The 15087-nt window shown below is 57.3% G+C and carries 13 protein-coding genes; 6 read left to right on the forward strand and 7 right to left on the reverse strand.

Translation table 11 applies throughout. The features are described from left to right. Positions 1-72 precede the first annotated feature (72 nt). The 4 genes from crcB to ftsK are packed head-to-tail and all read right to left on the reverse strand — an operon-like array spanning position 73 to position 4870. The gene (crcB, locus tag AACY25_RS09160) at positions 73-453 is read right to left on the reverse strand and encodes a fluoride efflux transporter CrcB (RefSeq protein ID WP_339411236.1); all 381 of its coding nucleotides are present in this window, start codon (positions 451-453) and stop codon (positions 73-75) included. Continuing rightward, positions 450-1775 carry a replication-associated recombination protein A gene (locus tag AACY25_RS09165; protein ID WP_339524018.1) on the reverse strand — a complete coding sequence of 442 codons (1326 nt, stop codon included), beginning with the start codon at positions 1773-1775 and terminating at the stop codon, positions 450-452. The genes crcB and AACY25_RS09165 overlap by 4 nt, the downstream gene beginning before the upstream one ends. Before the next feature lie 34 nt (positions 1776-1809). After that, positions 1810-2436, reverse strand: a complete 627-nt coding sequence (lolA, locus tag AACY25_RS09170; RefSeq protein ID WP_160086953.1) for an outer membrane lipoprotein chaperone LolA — start codon at positions 2434-2436, stop codon at positions 1810-1812. 28 nt (positions 2437-2464) lie between these two features. Further along, on the reverse strand, positions 2465-4870 hold the full coding sequence (gene ftsK, locus AACY25_RS09175) for a DNA translocase FtsK (RefSeq protein ID WP_339524022.1): 2406 nt from the start codon (positions 4868-4870) through the stop codon (positions 2465-2467). Between the two features lie 230 nt (positions 4871-5100). Between ftsK and trxB the strand changes: the two genes are divergently transcribed. The 4 genes from trxB to infA all read left to right on the forward strand — a co-directional run bounded on the left by trxB (position 5101) and on the right by infA (position 7874). Then, positions 5101-6051, forward strand: coding sequence for a thioredoxin-disulfide reductase (trxB, locus tag AACY25_RS09180; RefSeq protein ID WP_090253685.1), 951 nt, complete (start codon positions 5101-5103; stop codon positions 6049-6051). Positions 6052-6111: 60 nt separating this feature from the next. Beyond that, entirely contained in the window at positions 6112-6792 is a 681-nt protein-coding gene (aat, locus tag AACY25_RS09185) for a leucyl/phenylalanyl-tRNA--protein transferase (protein WP_339524024.1), read from the forward strand. A gap of 55 nt (positions 6793-6847) precedes the next feature. Beyond that, positions 6848-7555, forward strand: a complete 708-nt coding sequence (locus AACY25_RS09190; protein WP_339524026.1) for an arginyltransferase — start codon at positions 6848-6850, stop codon at positions 7553-7555. A gap of 100 nt (positions 7556-7655) precedes the next feature. Further along, positions 7656-7874 (forward strand): translation initiation factor IF-1, encoded by a 219-nt coding sequence (infA, locus tag AACY25_RS09195; protein ID WP_002553999.1) that lies wholly within the window; start codon positions 7656-7658, stop codon positions 7872-7874. Between the two features lie 101 nt (positions 7875-7975). Here infA and clpA read toward each other — a convergent pair whose 3' ends face one another. Then, positions 7976-10246, reverse strand: coding sequence for an ATP-dependent Clp protease ATP-binding subunit ClpA (gene clpA / locus AACY25_RS09200; protein WP_339411224.1), 2271 nt, complete (start codon positions 10244-10246; stop codon positions 7976-7978). Positions 10247-10275: 29 nt separating this feature from the next. Continuing rightward, complete coding sequence (gene clpS, locus AACY25_RS09205; RefSeq protein ID WP_090253676.1) at positions 10276-10638, reverse strand: ATP-dependent Clp protease adapter ClpS; 363 nt, start codon at positions 10636-10638, stop codon at positions 10276-10278. 228 nt (positions 10639-10866) lie between these two features. Between clpS and cspD the strand changes: the two genes are divergently transcribed. Continuing rightward, positions 10867-11130 carry a cold shock domain-containing protein CspD gene (gene cspD, locus AACY25_RS09210; protein ID WP_339411221.1) on the forward strand — a complete coding sequence of 88 codons (264 nt, stop codon included), beginning with the start codon at positions 10867-10869 and terminating at the stop codon, positions 11128-11130. 78 nt (positions 11131-11208) lie between these two features. Here the strand turns inward: cspD and icd are convergent, their stop codons facing one another. Beyond that, entirely contained in the window at positions 11209-12465 is a 1257-nt protein-coding gene (gene icd, locus AACY25_RS09215) for an NADP-dependent isocitrate dehydrogenase (protein WP_339524028.1), read from the reverse strand. Positions 12466-12827: 362 nt separating this feature from the next. Between icd and AACY25_RS09220 the strand changes: the two genes are divergently transcribed. After that, on the forward strand, positions 12828-15053 hold the full coding sequence (locus tag AACY25_RS09220; protein WP_339524030.1) for an NADP-dependent isocitrate dehydrogenase: 2226 nt from the start codon (positions 12828-12830) through the stop codon (positions 15051-15053). Positions 15054-15087: the final 34 nt, after the last annotated feature.

Below are 15087 nucleotides of genomic sequence, written 5' to 3' on the forward strand. Positions count from 1 at the left end.
CATGACGCGCAATGCCGCGCAGTTTAAGGCTTTAACAGGCTTGGGTGCCAGACCGCGCGTTAGCCGCTGCGGTTACTGATAAAGGCGCGCCAGGGCAAAGCCGCCCCAGACGGCAAGTACACCGCCGACCACGCTGCACAGCAGGTAGGCGAAGGCCTCGTTGTGGCGGCCGCCTTCAAACAGTTTGAGCAGTTCAAGGCTGAAAGAGGAAAAAGTGGTAAAGCCGCCCAGCAGGCCGATGATCAGGCCGCTGCGCAATTCGATGGGCAGGTCGCTGCGCAGCAGAAACAGGCCTGACAACAGACCGATCAACAGGCAGCCGAGAATATTGACGGTAAAGGTGCCCAGGTAGAAATGCCGTGGCCAGTGGGCAACAACCCAGCTGGCGGTGAGAAAGCGCAGCACTGCGCCTACGGCTCCGCCGAGGGCAACGGCCATGGCGACACGAATCATGGTTTTCTCCGCTGCCTAGGGCTATTGCGGTCCTTGTTGTGCAAATGCTGCAGCTTGTCGCGAATCTTCAGTTCCAGGCCGCGTGGCACCGGCTGATAATACTCGCGTGGTTCTAGGGTTTCGGGGAAGTAATCCTCCCCCGCCGCATAGGCATCGGGCTCGTCGTGGGCGTAGCGGTACTCGTCGCCATAACCCAGCTCTTTCATAAGCTTGGTCGGCGCGTTACGCAGGTGCAGCGGCACCTCTTGGGAGCCATGTTCGGCGGCGTCGCGCATAGCGGCCTTGAAGGCGTTGTAGACCGCATTGCTTTTCGGCGCGCAGGCTAGGTAGACAATCGCCTGGGCCACCGCCAGTTCGCCCTCCGGGCTGCCCAGACGTTCCTGCACATCCCAGGCATTCAGGCACAGGGTCAAGGCACGCGGGTCGGCGTTGCCAATATCCTCACTGGCCATGCGCACCACGCGGCGGGCGATATACAGCGGATCACAGCCGCCATCGAGCATGCGCGCAAACCAGTACAACGCGCCGTCCGGGCTGGAACCGCGTACGGATTTGTGCAGCGCCGATATCTGGTCGTAGAAAGCTTCGCCGCCCTTGTCGAAGCGCCGACGGGTATCGCCGAGCAGATTGAGCAGCAATTCGCTGCCGATCTCACTGCCGTCTTCAGCAAGGTCCGCGGCGTTTTCCAGAAAGTTGAGCAAGCGCCGGCCATCGCCATCGGCGGCGGCCTGGAGAATCTTGAAGCTTTCTTCCGGCAGGCTCAGCTGACGCTCGCCCAGGCCTTTCGGGTCGTTTAAAGCGCGCTCAACCAATTTGCGAAGCGCGCTTTCATCCAGGCTTTTCAGCACATACACGCGAGCCCGTGAGAGCAAGGCGTTATTTAGCTCGAACGAAGGATTTTCCGTGGTGGCCCCGATAAAGATCAGCGTGCCGTCTTCCACGTACGGCAGGAAGGCATCCTGCTGCGACTTGTTGAAGCGGTGCACCTCATCAACAAACAGGATGGTCTGACGGCCATATTGCGCGGCATGTTGCTGCGCCACTTCCACGGCCTGGCGAATTTCCTTGACCCCGGAGAGCACGGCGGAAATCGTCTCGAAATGCGCATCGGACACCTGCGCCAGCAGCCGCGCCAGGGTGGTCTTGCCGACGCCTGGCGGGCCCCAGAAGATCATCGAATGCAGCGCGCCCTGCTCCAGCGCTTCACGCAAGGGTTTGCCACGGGCCAGCAAGTGCTCCTGGCCGACGTACTCATCCAAACTGGCTGCACGCAAACGGGCAGCCAGGGGTTGAGCAACGGAAGCCTTGCGAAACAGATCCATGACTGCGCTTTAACGCCTCTTGCCCTTGAGCCTTCTACTCTTGAATCACGTCCGCGCCGGCCGGAATCTCGAAGGTGAACTGCGCATCGTCCTGCGGCTCATTCATTTTCACGTTGAGAAACAGAATATTGGTGCGCTGGCCGATGCTGTCGATCAGCTGCATATCGTTGAGCACTTTGTTGCGGAACGACAGGCGCAAGCTGTCGAACAGGGTGTCCTTGGATTTTGGCTTGAGGATGAAATCGACCACATTGCCGCCCTCGTTGTGGCTGATCTCGAAGTTCTCACGGATCTTCGACACATCTCCGGACAGCAACAGCGCCGGGGTATGGGTCAGGCGCTGATCGAGGGTCTGAATGGTCACCTGCTGCAGATCCGGGTCATACAGCCAAACCTTCTCACCATTGGAGACCAGCAGCTGCTCCATTGGCGCATCGGTGTGCCAGCGGAACAGGCCCGGACGCTTCAGTGCGAGCTGGCCGGCGGTTTCCTGCAGCTGGGTGCCGCTGCCATCCAGGGTCAGTTGGGAAAAGCGCGCGTTGATGGTTTGCGCCTGGTTGAGCAGCTCGGTCAGACGCTGCACGGCAACTTCATCGTCGGCCATGGCGGCAACGCTGGTAAAACTCAGTACGGTCAGCAACAACATGCGAATCAGGCGCATGGGACTCCTTATCAGATCGGGCTAGGCATTAATCGCGAACAGGGCTTGGTGCTATGACCTCGCGAGAGCCATTGGTGTTCATTGAGGTGACGACGCCAGCCATTTCCATGGCTTCAATCATCCGCGCGGCGCGGTTGTAGCCGATCTTCAGCTTGCGCTGCACGGCAGAAATAGACGCACGGCGACTTTCCAGTACGAAATTGACCGCTTCATCATAAAGAGGGTCGGACTCACTGCCTTCACCACTGCCCTCGCCGCTACCACCCTCAAAACCACTACCGGACTCCTCGACGCCATTGAGAATGTCATCGATATAGTCAGGCGTGCCGCGCTGTTTCCAGGCCTCGACCACCCGGTGCACTTCATCATCAGAAACGAAGGCGCCGTGTACGCGAATGGGCAGGCTGGTGCCGGGCGGCATATAAAGCATGTCGCCGTGGCCGAGGAGCTGCTCTGCGCCGCCCTGATCGATGATGGTGCGCGAATCGATCTTGCTCGACACCTGAAACGCCATGCGAGTCGGAATGTTGGCCTTGATCAGACCGGTAATCACATCCACCGAGGGGCGCTGGGTTGCGAGAATCAGGTGAATCCCGGCTGCACGAGCCTTCTGCGCGATACGCGCAATCAGCTCTTCAACCTTCTTGCCGACAATCATCATCATGTCGGCGAACTCGTCGACCACTACCACGATGGTCGGCAGGGTTTTCAACAGTGGTGCTTCGTCGTGCATGCTTTCGCGCTTGTACAGCGGATCGCTCAATGGCTCGCCGGCCTCTTCGGCGTCCTTGACCTTGCGGTTGAAGCCGGCCAGGTTGCGCACGCCCATCTTCGACATCAGCTTGTAGCGACGCTCCATTTCGGCTACCGACCAGCGTAGGGCGTTGGCGGCTTCCTTCATGTCGGTCACTACCGGGCACAGCAGGTGCGGGATGCCTTCGTAGATCGACAGTTCAAGCATTTTCGGGTCGATCATGATCAAGCGCGCCTCTTCCGGCGTGGACTTGAACAGAATCGACAGGATCATTGCGTTAACCCCAACCGACTTACCCGAGCCGGTAGTACCGGCCACCAGCAGATGGGGCATTTTCGCCAGATCGGTAATCACCGGTTTGCCGCCAATATCATGGCCCAGGGCCAAGGTAACGGGCGACTTGGCTTCGTCATACTCAGGCGACGACAGCACTTCGGAGAAGCGCACGATCTGCCGATCTTCGTTGGGGATTTCGATGCCGACAGTGGTCTTGCCCGGAATCACTTCCACCACGCGTACGCTGATAATCGCCATCGAACGCGCAAGATCCTTGGCCAGGCCAGAAATACGGCTGACCTTGATCCCTGCCGCCGGCTGGATCTCGAAACGGGTAATTACCGGACCAGGATGCACAGACTCGACGATAACCTCGACACCAAACTCCTTGAGTTTGATCTCAAGCAAGCGCGACATGGCCTCCAGGTGTTCAGGCGAATATTTCTTCTGAACCTTCTCTGCTACATCGAGGATCGAAATCGGCGGCAGGCTGCCGGCTAGTGCGCTGTCTTCAAACAGATTGACCTGTTTCTCTTTGAGCACGCGCTTGCTCGGCTCAGGCGCTTTCGGGGCGGCCGGCGGCGTGATGACTGGAGCTGGGCGGTTCACCCGTTCACTCATGTGTTTGTTCAGCGACTCTTCGCGCTCGATCAGGCGTTCTTTGACCTTGGCCTGCTCACGGCGATCCAGCACGATTGGCGCGGAGACTTCACTGACGCGCTCATCAACTTCCCGTAACTGCGCCACCAACTGCTTACGTTCAGCCCGCGCACTCCACCAGCGGTTGGCCAGACTCTGGATCAGCTCGATCAGGTCGAGGGTGATCTTCCCGGTCAGGTCCATCACCTTGAACCAGGATAGGTCAGTGAAGACTGTCAAACCGAAGAGAAATAGCGCGATCAGCAGCAGCGTGCTGCCCTGAACATTCAGCGCATTAATCGCCAGCACACCCAGACTTTCGCCCAGCGCGCCGCCTGCAGAGGCCGGCATGCTGGAACTGGCATAGAAATGGATATAGGCCAGCGCGGCACCGGATAGCACCAAAAAAACCAGGCCGATCAGCCGCCAGGAAAACAGCCAACCGCTCCATTGCCACGGCTGATGGCGGGCGCGAAATACCTGCAGGGTTTTTACCGCCAACAGCAGCGGGAACAGATAGGCAAAATAGCCCAGCGCCATAAAAAGGATGTCGGCAAACCAGGCACCGGCGCGGCCGGCGGCGTTCTGTACCTGTTCGACATTGCTGGTGTGCGTCCAGCCAGGATCGGCCGCATCGTAGGTCAGCAGGGCCATCCAGAGATAAAGGCAAAGTGCGCCCAGGCCAATCAGCGCGCCTTCTTTAAGTCGATAAGGCAGCTGCTGACGCCAGATAGGGGCTTGTGCGGTTGGGCTAGATTTCTTCAAAACGCATCTGTTCCTGCGCCAGAGGCGCCGAATAATTGGTTAACGGCAAAATATGCAGCAATTGTACGGGTTTAACCGCACCATACCAGACCAAGCTGTATGCATAAACAGCTATAACGGTTGACTCCCGCTCTTCGCCCGCTTCGGTGTAGCATATCCGCCAATATCTTCCGTGCGGCTCAATTGGAGCATGCATTCTCTTTTGTGACAAAGGCTTATGAGGTGTTTTTATGAGCGAAGTCAAGCATTCACGCTTGATCATCCTGGGCTCTGGCCCTGCCGGTTATAGCGCTGCCGTTTATGCTGCCCGCGCCAACCTCAAGCCCGTGATCATTACCGGCATCCAGCCCGGCGGTCAGCTGACCACCACCACCGAAGTGGACAACTGGCCCGGCGACGTTGAAGGTCTGACCGGCCCGGCGCTGATGGAACGCATGCAAAAGCACGCCGAGCGCTTTGAAACCGAGATCGTCTACGACCACATTCACACCGCCGAGTTGCAGTCGCGCCCTTTCACTTTGAAAGGCGACAGTGGTACCTACACCTGTGACGCACTGATTATTGCCACGGGTGCATCGGCGCAGTACCTGGGCCTGCCGTCCGAAGAAGCGTTTTCCGGTAAGGGTGTATCGGCGTGCGCCACCTGTGACGGCTTCTTCTATCGCAACCAGGTAGTAGCGGTGATTGGCGGCGGCAATACCGCCGTCGAAGAAGCGCTGTACTTGTCGAATATCGCTAAGGAAGTGCACCTTGTGCATCGCCGCGACAAGCTGCGCTCGGAAAAGATTCTTCAGGATAAGTTGTTCGACAAAGCAGCCAACGGCAACGTGGTGCTGCACTGGAACCACGCACTGGAAGAAGTGCTGGGCGACAACACCGGTGTAACTGGCGCGCGCCTGAAAGATACACAGAGCGGTGTGAGCAAAGACCTGCCGTTGGCCGGCGTGTTTATCGCCATCGGCCATAAGCCCAATACCGAGCTGTTCCACGGCCAGCTGGAAATGCGCGACGGCTATCTGCTGATCAAAGGTGGCAATGAAGGCAATGCCACCGCTACCAGCATTGAAGGTGTATTTGCCGCAGGCGACGTGGCTGACCACGTTTACCGCCAGGCCATCACCTCCGCCGGTGCCGGCTGTATGGCCGCGCTGGATGTCGAGAAATTCCTCGACGACAATTGATTCATTCAGGGCGGACGCTCAGTCCGCCCTGCCCTCCTCTTTCCAAATCCGGCCCTGCACATGCTGACGTGGCTGCAACGCGACTCACTGGATTTCCCGCCTCTCAATAAAGCCCTGCGCGAGCCCAATGGCTTGCTGGCCGCTGGTGGCGATCTACGCCCCGAGCGTTTGATCCAGGCTTATCGGCACGGCTGCTTTCCTTGGTTCCAAGATGGTCAGCCGATTCTCTGGTGGTCGCCGGACCCGCGCACCGTGCTGCTGCCTGAACAGCTGCACGTTTCGCGCAGCCTTGGCAAAGTGCTGCGCCAGGGCCGTTATCGGGTGACCTTTGATCAGGCTTTCACTGACGTGATCCGCGCCTGCGCAGCGCCACGCAGCTATGCAGCAGAAACCTGGATCACCAGTCCCATGCAGGACGCTTACTTGGAACTGCACCAGCGCGGTATAGCTCATTCGGTTGAGGTTTGGCGTGATAGCGAGCTGGTTGGCGGGCTCTATGGTCTGGCCATGGGGCAGCTGTTCTTTGGTGAATCGATGTTCAGTCGCGCAGACAACGCCTCCAAGGTGGGTTTTGTCACGCTGGTTGAACACTTGAAAGACTGGGGCTTTGTGTTGATCGATTGCCAGATGCCGACCGAGCACCTGCTCAGTCTCGGCGCGCAGACAATTTCCCGTACCGCGTTTGCCGGCTACCTGAGCGCTCATCTAGATCAATCCAGCCGAGCCGATTGGGTCGCCTAGGCGAGGGCGCCAGCCTGGCTTACACTTGATTCAAGCATGACCCTGAGAGTCGATCATGACTGAGCTGGCCCGCCTGAAGTTTTACGCCACTCAACCGCACCCCTGCAGCTATCTGCCCGACGAGCAGGCCACAACCCTGTTCCTCGATCCCAGCCAGCCCATGGATGCGGATGTTTATGCTGAGCTTTCGGAAATGGGCTTTCGTCGCAGCGGCGACCACCTCTATCGCCCGCACTGCCAACGCTGCACCGCCTGCGTCCCTGCACGCATTCCTGCCGCGCAGTTCAGCCCGAATCGTCAGCAACGGCGTATTTTCAAGCGTAATCAGGACATTCAGGTCCGTCTGGTGCGCCCGGCATTTACCGAAGAGTATTACGCGTTGTATGTGCGCTACATTGAGCAACGGCATGCCGATGGCGATATGTACCCGCCCAACCGCGAACAATTTTCTACCTTTCTGGTGCGCGATCTGGCCTTCTCGCGCTTCTACGAATTCCGCCAAAACAACCGCCTGCTGGCAATTGCTGTAACCGATGTACTGCCCAATGGACTGTCCGCGGTATACACATTTTATGAACCGAACGAGGAGCGCCGCAGCCTCGGGCGCTTTGCCATCCTCTGGCAAATTGCCGAAGCGGCGCGTTTGGGGCTACATGCGGTCTATCTGGGCTACTGGATCAAGAACTGCCGCAAGATGAATTACAAGACTCAGTACCGGCCCATAGAGCTGTTCGTCAATCAACGCTGGGGCAGACTTAGCTGAAGCCCTTGGCGCAAACCCCAAATTTCGGGCACAATGCACGCCGCTTTTGCCTGGCGCCAGTTGCACCGGGCCATTCATTGGATACCGAGGGCTTTACTGCATGTCGAAAGAAGACAGCTTCGAAATGGAAGGCACTGTCGTCGACACCCTGCCCAACACCATGTTCCGTGTGGAGTTGGAAAATGGGCACGTCGTTACTGCGCACATCTCCGGAAAGATGCGCAAAAATTACATCCGCATTCTGACTGGCGACAAAGTTCGTGTTGAACTTACGCCTTATGACTTGAGCAAAGGCCGCATTACTTACCGCGCCCGTTAACAGGCCAGCGAAAACTTAGGTTTCCCGGCATCTGTTACACCAAGCTCCAGTAAAAACGCCCGGCAATGCCGGGCGTTTTTGTGCGCGTAATAAGACTAGGTCTAGGCCATTTCTGCCGTGGTTTCGAAATCAAAGGTCAGCTCACCACCTTCGATGTCGATATGCACCACACCACCGTGTTCAGCCAACTCACCAAACAGAATCTCTTCCGCCAGCGGACGCTTGATCTTGTCCTGGATCAAGCGCGCCATCGGCCGAGCACCCATCTGCACATCGTAACCGCTCTCTGCCAACCAGCTACGCGCGGCATCGCTGACTTCCAGCGTGACGCGTTTGTCCTCAAGCTGCGCCTGCAGCTCGGTGAGGAACTTGTCGACGATGCTTTTGATCACTTCGTGGCTCAGGCGGCCGAACTGGATAATGGTATCCAGGCGGTTGCGGAACTCTGGAGTGAAGCTCTTCTTGATCACTTCCATGGCATCAGACGAGTGGTCCTGATAGGTGAAGCCAATGGATGCCCGCGCTGCGGTTTCAGCACCTGCGTTAGTGGTCATGATTACGATCACGTTGCGGAAGTCCGCCTTGCGACCGTTGTTATCAGTCAGGGTGCCGTGATCCATGACCTGCAGCAGCAGGTTAAAGACTTCCGGGTGAGCCTTCTCGATCTCATCCAGTAGCAATACGCAGTGCGGTGTTTTAGTTATCGCCTCAGTTAATAGACCGCCTTGATCGAAGCCGACATAGCCCGGCGGCGCACCGATCAGGCGCGAAACCGTGTGGCGCTCCATATACTCGGACATATCGAAACGAACCAGCTCAACGCCCATCGCCTTGGCCAACTGGCGGGCGGCTTCGGTTTTACCCACCCCCGTAGGGCCGGCAAATAGGAAAGAGCCTACCGGCTTGTCGGGCGCTTTGAGTCCAGCACGGGACAGCTTGATCGCGGTCGACAGCGAGTCAATCGCAGCGTCCTGGCCAAATACGGTGAGTTTGAGGTCGCGCTCGAGGTTACGCAGAAGTTCTTTATCCGAACTGCTGACGTGCTTCGGCGGAATGCGGGCGATTTTCGCCACAATGTCTTCGACCTGTGCCACATCGATACGCGTCAGGCGTTTTTCCACCGGCTGCAGCCGCTGGTAGGCCCCAGCTTCATCGATTACATCAATGGCCTTGTCCGGCATATGCCGATCATTGATATAGCGCGAGGCGAGCTCAGCCGCCGCGCGTAAGGCCTCATCGCTGTATTCGATGCTGTGATGCTGCTCGAAGCGACCTTTCAGACCCCGCAGAATGCCGATGGTGTCTTCCACCGAGGGCTCAACCACATCAACTTTCTGGAAGCGACGCGCCAGGGCGCGGTCTTTCTCGAAGATGCCACGGAACTCTTGGAAGGTCGTCGAGCCGATGCAACGAATCTCACCCGAAGACAGCATGGGCTTCAGTAAGTTGGACGCATCCATTACTCCACCCGACGCAGCACCAGCGCCGATAATGGTGTGGATTTCATCGATAAACAGAATGGCGTGGGGGCGCTTACGCAGCTCATTGAGCAAAGCTTTCAAGCGTTTCTCGAAATCACCGCGGTACTTGGTGCCAGCCAGCAGTGCGCCGAGATCCAGCGAATAGACCACGCTGTCGGCCAACAGATCAGGTACCTGGTTATCGACGATGCGCTTGGCCAAGCCTTCGGCGATGGCAGTTTTACCGACACCAGCCTCACCCACCAATAGCGGATTGTTCTTACGCCGACGCGCGAGAATCTGCGCCACACGTTCGACTTCCGACTCACGACCGACCAATGGATCAATACGCCCCTGGCGAGCCAGCTCGTTCAAGTTACTGGCATAAGCATCCAGCGGATTGCTCGAGCTGGCGGATTCGCCGCCCTCCTCATCCTGCATTTCCTGCTCGGTTTCCGAATGGCCACCATGGCCCGGCACCTTGGAGATGCCGTGGGCAATGAAGTTGACCACATCGATACGCGCGACGCTCTGCTGCTTGAGCAGAAACACCGCCTGGCTTTCCTGCTCGCTAAAAATCGCCACCAGTACGTTGGCGCCGGTCACTTCACGCTTGCCGGAACTTTGCACGTGGAAAACCGCGCGCTGCAGAACACGCTGAAAACCCAGGGTAGGCTGCGTTTCGCGTTCTTCGTCGTGTTGGGGAATCAGCGGCGTGGTGGAGTCGATAAACTCCTGCAGATCATGCCGTAGCTTGTCTAGATTGGCCCCGCATGCGCGCAGCACACTAGCGGCGGCCTCGTTATCCAGGAGGGCCAGCAACAAATGTTCAACCGTCATAAATTCATGACGCTTGGTACGAGCCTCCTTGAAAGCCAGATTGAGGGTGACTTCGAGCTCTCGATTTAACATAGCTTCACCTCATGCCCAAGTGGCCGGCGTTAACCGTCCTTCTCTATTTCACAGAGTAGCGGATGCTGGCTCTCTCTCGCATATTGATTCACCTGTGTTGCTTTGGTTTCAGCAATATCGCGGGTAAACACACCACATACTGCCCGGCCCTCTGTGTGGACGGTCAGCATGATTTTGGTCGCCATTTCTCGATTCAGGTTGAAAAACACCTCGAGAATCTCGACCACAAAATCCATAGGCGTGTAGTCGTCGTTAAACAAAATCACCTTATACATAGGAGGCGCCTGCAAAGCGGGCTTGGACTCCTGAACGGCTAAGCCGAAGGAATCGTCCTCATGCTCTGCGGGGCGATCCTGATTGAATGTTAGTCGAATCTGGCTACGTGCATGCATGCTGAATAGCTTCGTTGATGGGCGAATAGTCTGTGCTAGACAGAGTTTGAACGGCTTCTCAGCCAGTTACAGCATTGCCTTGACTATCGGCAAAACGGTGTTACAAACAATGAATACCCAGCGTGGGTATTAAGGGGTTTCACAGCTTTGCCGACTCACGTCAAGCAAAGCGTGGAATTGAAGTGGATGATACTCCAGTGATGGAGTCCTTTGCAGAGGGATATCAGCATGGTTAGCGGTAAGGTCAAGTGGTTCAACAACGCCAAAGGCTATGGATTCATCCTGGCCGATGGTCGAGATGAGGACCTGTTCGCCCACTACTCGGCTATCCAGATGGACGGCTATAAAACGCTGAAGGCTGGCCAGCCGGTAAGCTTCGATATTATTCAAGGTCCAAAAGGACTCCACGCCGTGAACATCAGTGCGGCTACTGCCGCCAGTGAAGTGCCCGCCGCAGTCAAGCAACACCAGGGCGCAACGGTTGAAGTCTGATTAGAGTCACCTGGGCAGTTAATCGCCCACAAAAAAGGCCGGTCATTTGACCGGCCTTTCTTTATTTCACTGATTGGCTTACATATGCGAAATCAGTGCGTCACCGAAGGCCGAGCAGGACAGCAGCTTGGCACCGTCCATCAGGCGCTCGAAATCATAGGTCACAGTCTTGGCCGAGATAGCGCCGTTGGTACCCTTGATGATCAAGTCGGCCGCTTCGGTCCAGCCTATGTGGCGCAGCATCATTTCCGCAGAGAGAATCAGCGAACCGGGGTTCACCTGATCCTTACCAGCGTACTTCGGCGCAGTGCCGTGGGTGGCTTCAAACATGGCAACGGTGTCGGACAGGTTGGCACCTGGAGCGATACCGATACCGCCCACTTCGGCCGCCAGGGCATCGGATAGATAGTCGCCGTTGAGGTTGAGGGTAGCGATTACGTCGTACTCAGCCGGGCGCAGCAGGATTTGCTGCAGCATGGCGTCGGCGATGGCGTCTTTGACGATGACGTTCTTACCGGTTTTCGGGTTCTTGAATTGCATCCAAGGACCGCCATCAAGCAGGGTCGCACCGAACTCTTCAGCAGCAATTTCGTAGGCCCACTCTTTGAAGGCACCTTCGGTGAACTTCATGATGTTGCCTTTATGCACGATGGTCAGCGAGTCGCGGTCGTTATCGACTACATACTGCAGCGCTTTACGTGCCAGACGCTTGGTACCTTCTTTGGAGACCGGCTTGACGCCGATGCCGCAGTCCTGATCGAAGCGAATCTTGGTTACACCCATTTCCTCTTTGAGGAACTTGATGACCTTGGTTGCTTCAGGCGAGCCCGCCTTCCACTCAATACCGGCATAGATGTCTTCCGAGTTCTCACGGAAGATGGTCATGTCGACGTCACCGGGCTTCTTCACCGGGCTTGGTACGCCTTCGAACCAGCGCACCGGACGCAGGCAAACGTACAGATCGAGCTGCTGACGCAGAGCGACGTTGAGGGAGCGGATACCGCCACCGACTGGCGTGGTCAACGGGCCCTTGATGGAAACGACGTAGTCTTTGACTGCGTCAAGAGTTTCCTGAGGCAGCCAGGTGTCCTGATCGTAAACCTGAGTGGCTTTCTCGCCTGCGTACACTTCCATCCAAGAGATCTTGCGTTCACCGCCGTAGGCTTTCTGTACGGCCGCATCCACGACTTTGATCATCACCGGGCTGATATCGACACCGATACCGTCACCTTCGATAAAGGGGATAACTGGATTGTTCGGTACGTTCAGGGATGCATCGGCATTGACGGTGATTTTGTCACCGGTGGCAGGCACCTGGATCTTTTGGTATCCCATGCTGGACTCCGTCTTGTGGTTAAAACAATCAGATCGCCCCAGAGTAACCCACTTGAATCGGGCGAAACCATATGTTCGTTGGTCTTATGCGCCAAGGCATTCTGCGACGCGTTAGCGCGGTGGTATACTTCACACATGACTAACAGGTCATAAGGCGCGGATCGTTTAAACAGGTTGTCCGCCTCTTGAAACCGTCGAATTGCTACAGCGCTTCAACGGCTCGAAACGCTCAACACTCTACTGGTGCATCCAACATCACCGCGGCAAGTCCTCGACTTCTGGTTCGTCCATTTGGGCCTCAGCGCTTACCTGCGCATGTCGAGCGGCTGTGCACGCTCAGCAAAGAAGAGAGTTAACTCTAAATGTCCACCCCCTCGAAGATCATTTATACCTTCACCGACGAAGCTCCAGCCCTTGCGACCTATTCGCTTCTGCCTATTGTAGAAGCGTTCGCAGCCTCTGCTGAGATTGCCGTCGAAACGCGCGACATCTCTCTTGCAGGGCGCATCCTTGCAAGCTTTGCCGACCAGTTGGATGCCGACAAGCAAATCGCCGACGACCTCGCCAAGCTGGCCGTACTGGCCACCTCGCCAGACGCCAATATCATCAAACTGCCGAACATCAGCGCCTCGGTGCCGCAGCTCAAGGGCGCAATCGCAGAGCTGCAGGCGCAGGGCTACAACATCCCGAACTTCCCGGAAGACCCGCAAACTGACGCGGATAAAGACGCCAGCGCCCGCTACAGCAAAGTGCTTGGCAGCGCGGTGAACCCGGTGCTGCGTGAAGGTAACTCCGACCGCCGCGCGCCTGCCGCAGTTAAAGCCTTCGTACGTAAGCATCCGCACTCCATGGGCAAGTGGAGCATGACCTCGCAGTCTCACGCCGATTACATGCGTGGCGGCGATTTCTTCTCCAGCGAGCAGTCCATCACCATGGCCAAGGCCGGTGACGTGCGCATCGAGTTCGTCGGCAAGGACGGCAAGGTCGAAGTCAAGAAGCAGCTCACGCTGCAAGAAGGCGAAGTCTTCGACAGCATGTTTATGAGCTGCCGCAAGCTGCGCGATTTCTTCGAGCGCACCCTGCAGGACTGCAAGGAAAACGGTGTGATGTGGTCCCTGCACGTCAAGGCGACCATGATGAAGGTCTCCCACCCGATCGTTTTCGGCCACGCCGTCAGCGTTTACTACAAGGACGTCTTCGATAAATACGGCAAGCTATTCGAAGAGCTGGGCGTTAACCCGAACAACGGCATCAGCAGCGTTTACGACAAGATTAAATCCCTGCCCGTTTCGCAGCAGGAAGAAATTCTCGATGATATCCATGCCTGCTACAGCCACCGCCCGGAAATGGCGATGGTCGACTCGGTCAAGGGCATCACCAACCTGCATATCCCGAGCGACGTGATTGTCGACGCCTCGATGCCAGCGATGATTCGCAGCTCCGGGCAGATGTGGGGCAAGGACGGCAAGCTCAAAGACACCAAAGCGGTGATGCCGGAAAGTACCTACGCCCGCATCTATCAGGAAATGATCAATTTCTGCAAAACCAACGGCGCGTTCAATCCCACCACCATGGGCAGCGTGCCGAACGTCGGTCTGATGGCGCAGAAAGCCGAAGAGTACGGTTCCCACGACAAGACCTTCGAAATGCGCGCCGATGGCACCATGCGCGTAGTGCTGGCCGACGGCACCGTACTGATGCAGCATGAAGTCGAAGCCGGTGACATCTGGCGCGCCTGCCAAACCAAAGATGCGCCGATCCGCGACTGGGTCAAACTAGCTGTAACCCGCGCTCGTCAGTCCAATACCCCGGCAATTTTCTGGCTCGACCCAGAACGTGCCCACGACCGCGAACTGCAGAAAAAGGTCGAAGCCTACCTGCAGGAGCATGACCTGACCGGTCTGGACATCCGCGTTATGGACTACAACCAGGCCATTCGCGTGAGCATGGAGCGTTTGATTCGTGGTCAGGACACCATTTCGGTGACCGGCAACGTACTGCGCGACTACCTGACCGACCTGTTCCCGATCATGGAACTGGGCACTTCGGCCAAGATGCTCTCCATCGTGCCGTTGATGGCAGGTGGCGGCATGTACGAAACCGGTGCTGGCGGCTCCGCGCCCAAGCATGTGCAGCAACTGATCGAAGAAAACCACCTGCGCTGGGATTCGCTCGGCGAATTCCTGGCCCTGGCGGTTTCCCTGGAAGAAACCGGGATCAAGACCAACAACCCGAAAGCCAAACTGCTGGGCACTACCCTCGATGCGGCCACCGGCAAGTTGCTGGACCATAACAAGTCGCCATCGCGCAGGACCGGCGAGCTGGATAACCGTGGCAGCCACTTCTACCTGGCGCTGTATTGGGCTCAGGAACTGGCCGCGCAGAACGATGATGCCGAGTTGAAAGCGCAGTTCGCGCCGCTGGCCAAAACCCTCAGCGAGAATGAAGCAACCATCGTCGCCGAACTCAGCGCCGTACAGGGCAAGCCCGTGGACATCGGAGGTTACTACCGTTCCAACCCGCAATTGACCAGCCAGGTCATGCGCCCGAGCGCAACTTTCAATGCTGCGCTCGCGGCTCTGAACTAAGGCATAACGCCCTGCGCCAATGGGTGCAGCAATA

Origin of the sequence: Pseudomonas sp. EA_35y_Pfl2_R111, assembly GCF_963970955.1 — a bacterium.
GTDB lineage: Bacteria > Pseudomonadota > Gammaproteobacteria > Pseudomonadales > Pseudomonadaceae > Aquipseudomonas.

What these genes read in the sequence shown, in the direction of transcription:
- crcB (WP_339411236.1), bottom strand. Translation starts at nt 453, where the DNA reads ATGATTCGTGTCGCCATGGCCGTTGCCCTCGGCGGAGCCGTAGGCGCA.
- clpA (WP_339411224.1), bottom strand. Translation starts at nt 10,246, where the DNA reads ATGTTAAATCGAGAGCTCGAAGTCACCCTCAATCTGGCTTTCAAGGAG.
- clpS (WP_090253676.1), bottom strand. Translation starts at nt 10,638, where the DNA reads ATGCATGCACGTAGCCAGATTCGACTAACATTCAATCAGGATCGCCCC.
- AACY25_RS09220 (WP_339524030.1), top strand. Translation starts at nt 12,828, where the DNA reads ATGTCCACCCCCTCGAAGATCATTTATACCTTCACCGACGAAGCTCCA.
- cspD (WP_339411221.1), top strand. Translation starts at nt 10,867, where the DNA reads ATGGTTAGCGGTAAGGTCAAGTGGTTCAACAACGCCAAAGGCTATGGA.
- lolA (WP_160086953.1), bottom strand. Translation starts at nt 2,436, where the DNA reads ATGCGCCTGATTCGCATGTTGTTGCTGACCGTACTGAGTTTTACCAGC.
- AACY25_RS09165 (WP_339524018.1), bottom strand. Translation starts at nt 1,775, where the DNA reads ATGGATCTGTTTCGCAAGGCTTCCGTTGCTCAACCCCTGGCTGCCCGT.
- infA (WP_002553999.1), top strand. Translation starts at nt 7,656, where the DNA reads ATGTCGAAAGAAGACAGCTTCGAAATGGAAGGCACTGTCGTCGACACC.
- AACY25_RS09190 (WP_339524026.1), top strand. Translation starts at nt 6,848, where the DNA reads ATGACTGAGCTGGCCCGCCTGAAGTTTTACGCCACTCAACCGCACCCC.
- trxB (WP_090253685.1), top strand. Translation starts at nt 5,101, where the DNA reads ATGAGCGAAGTCAAGCATTCACGCTTGATCATCCTGGGCTCTGGCCCT.
- aat (WP_339524024.1), top strand. Translation starts at nt 6,112, where the DNA reads ATGCTGACGTGGCTGCAACGCGACTCACTGGATTTCCCGCCTCTCAAT.
- icd (WP_339524028.1), bottom strand. Translation starts at nt 12,465, where the DNA reads ATGGGATACCAAAAGATCCAGGTGCCTGCCACCGGTGACAAAATCACC.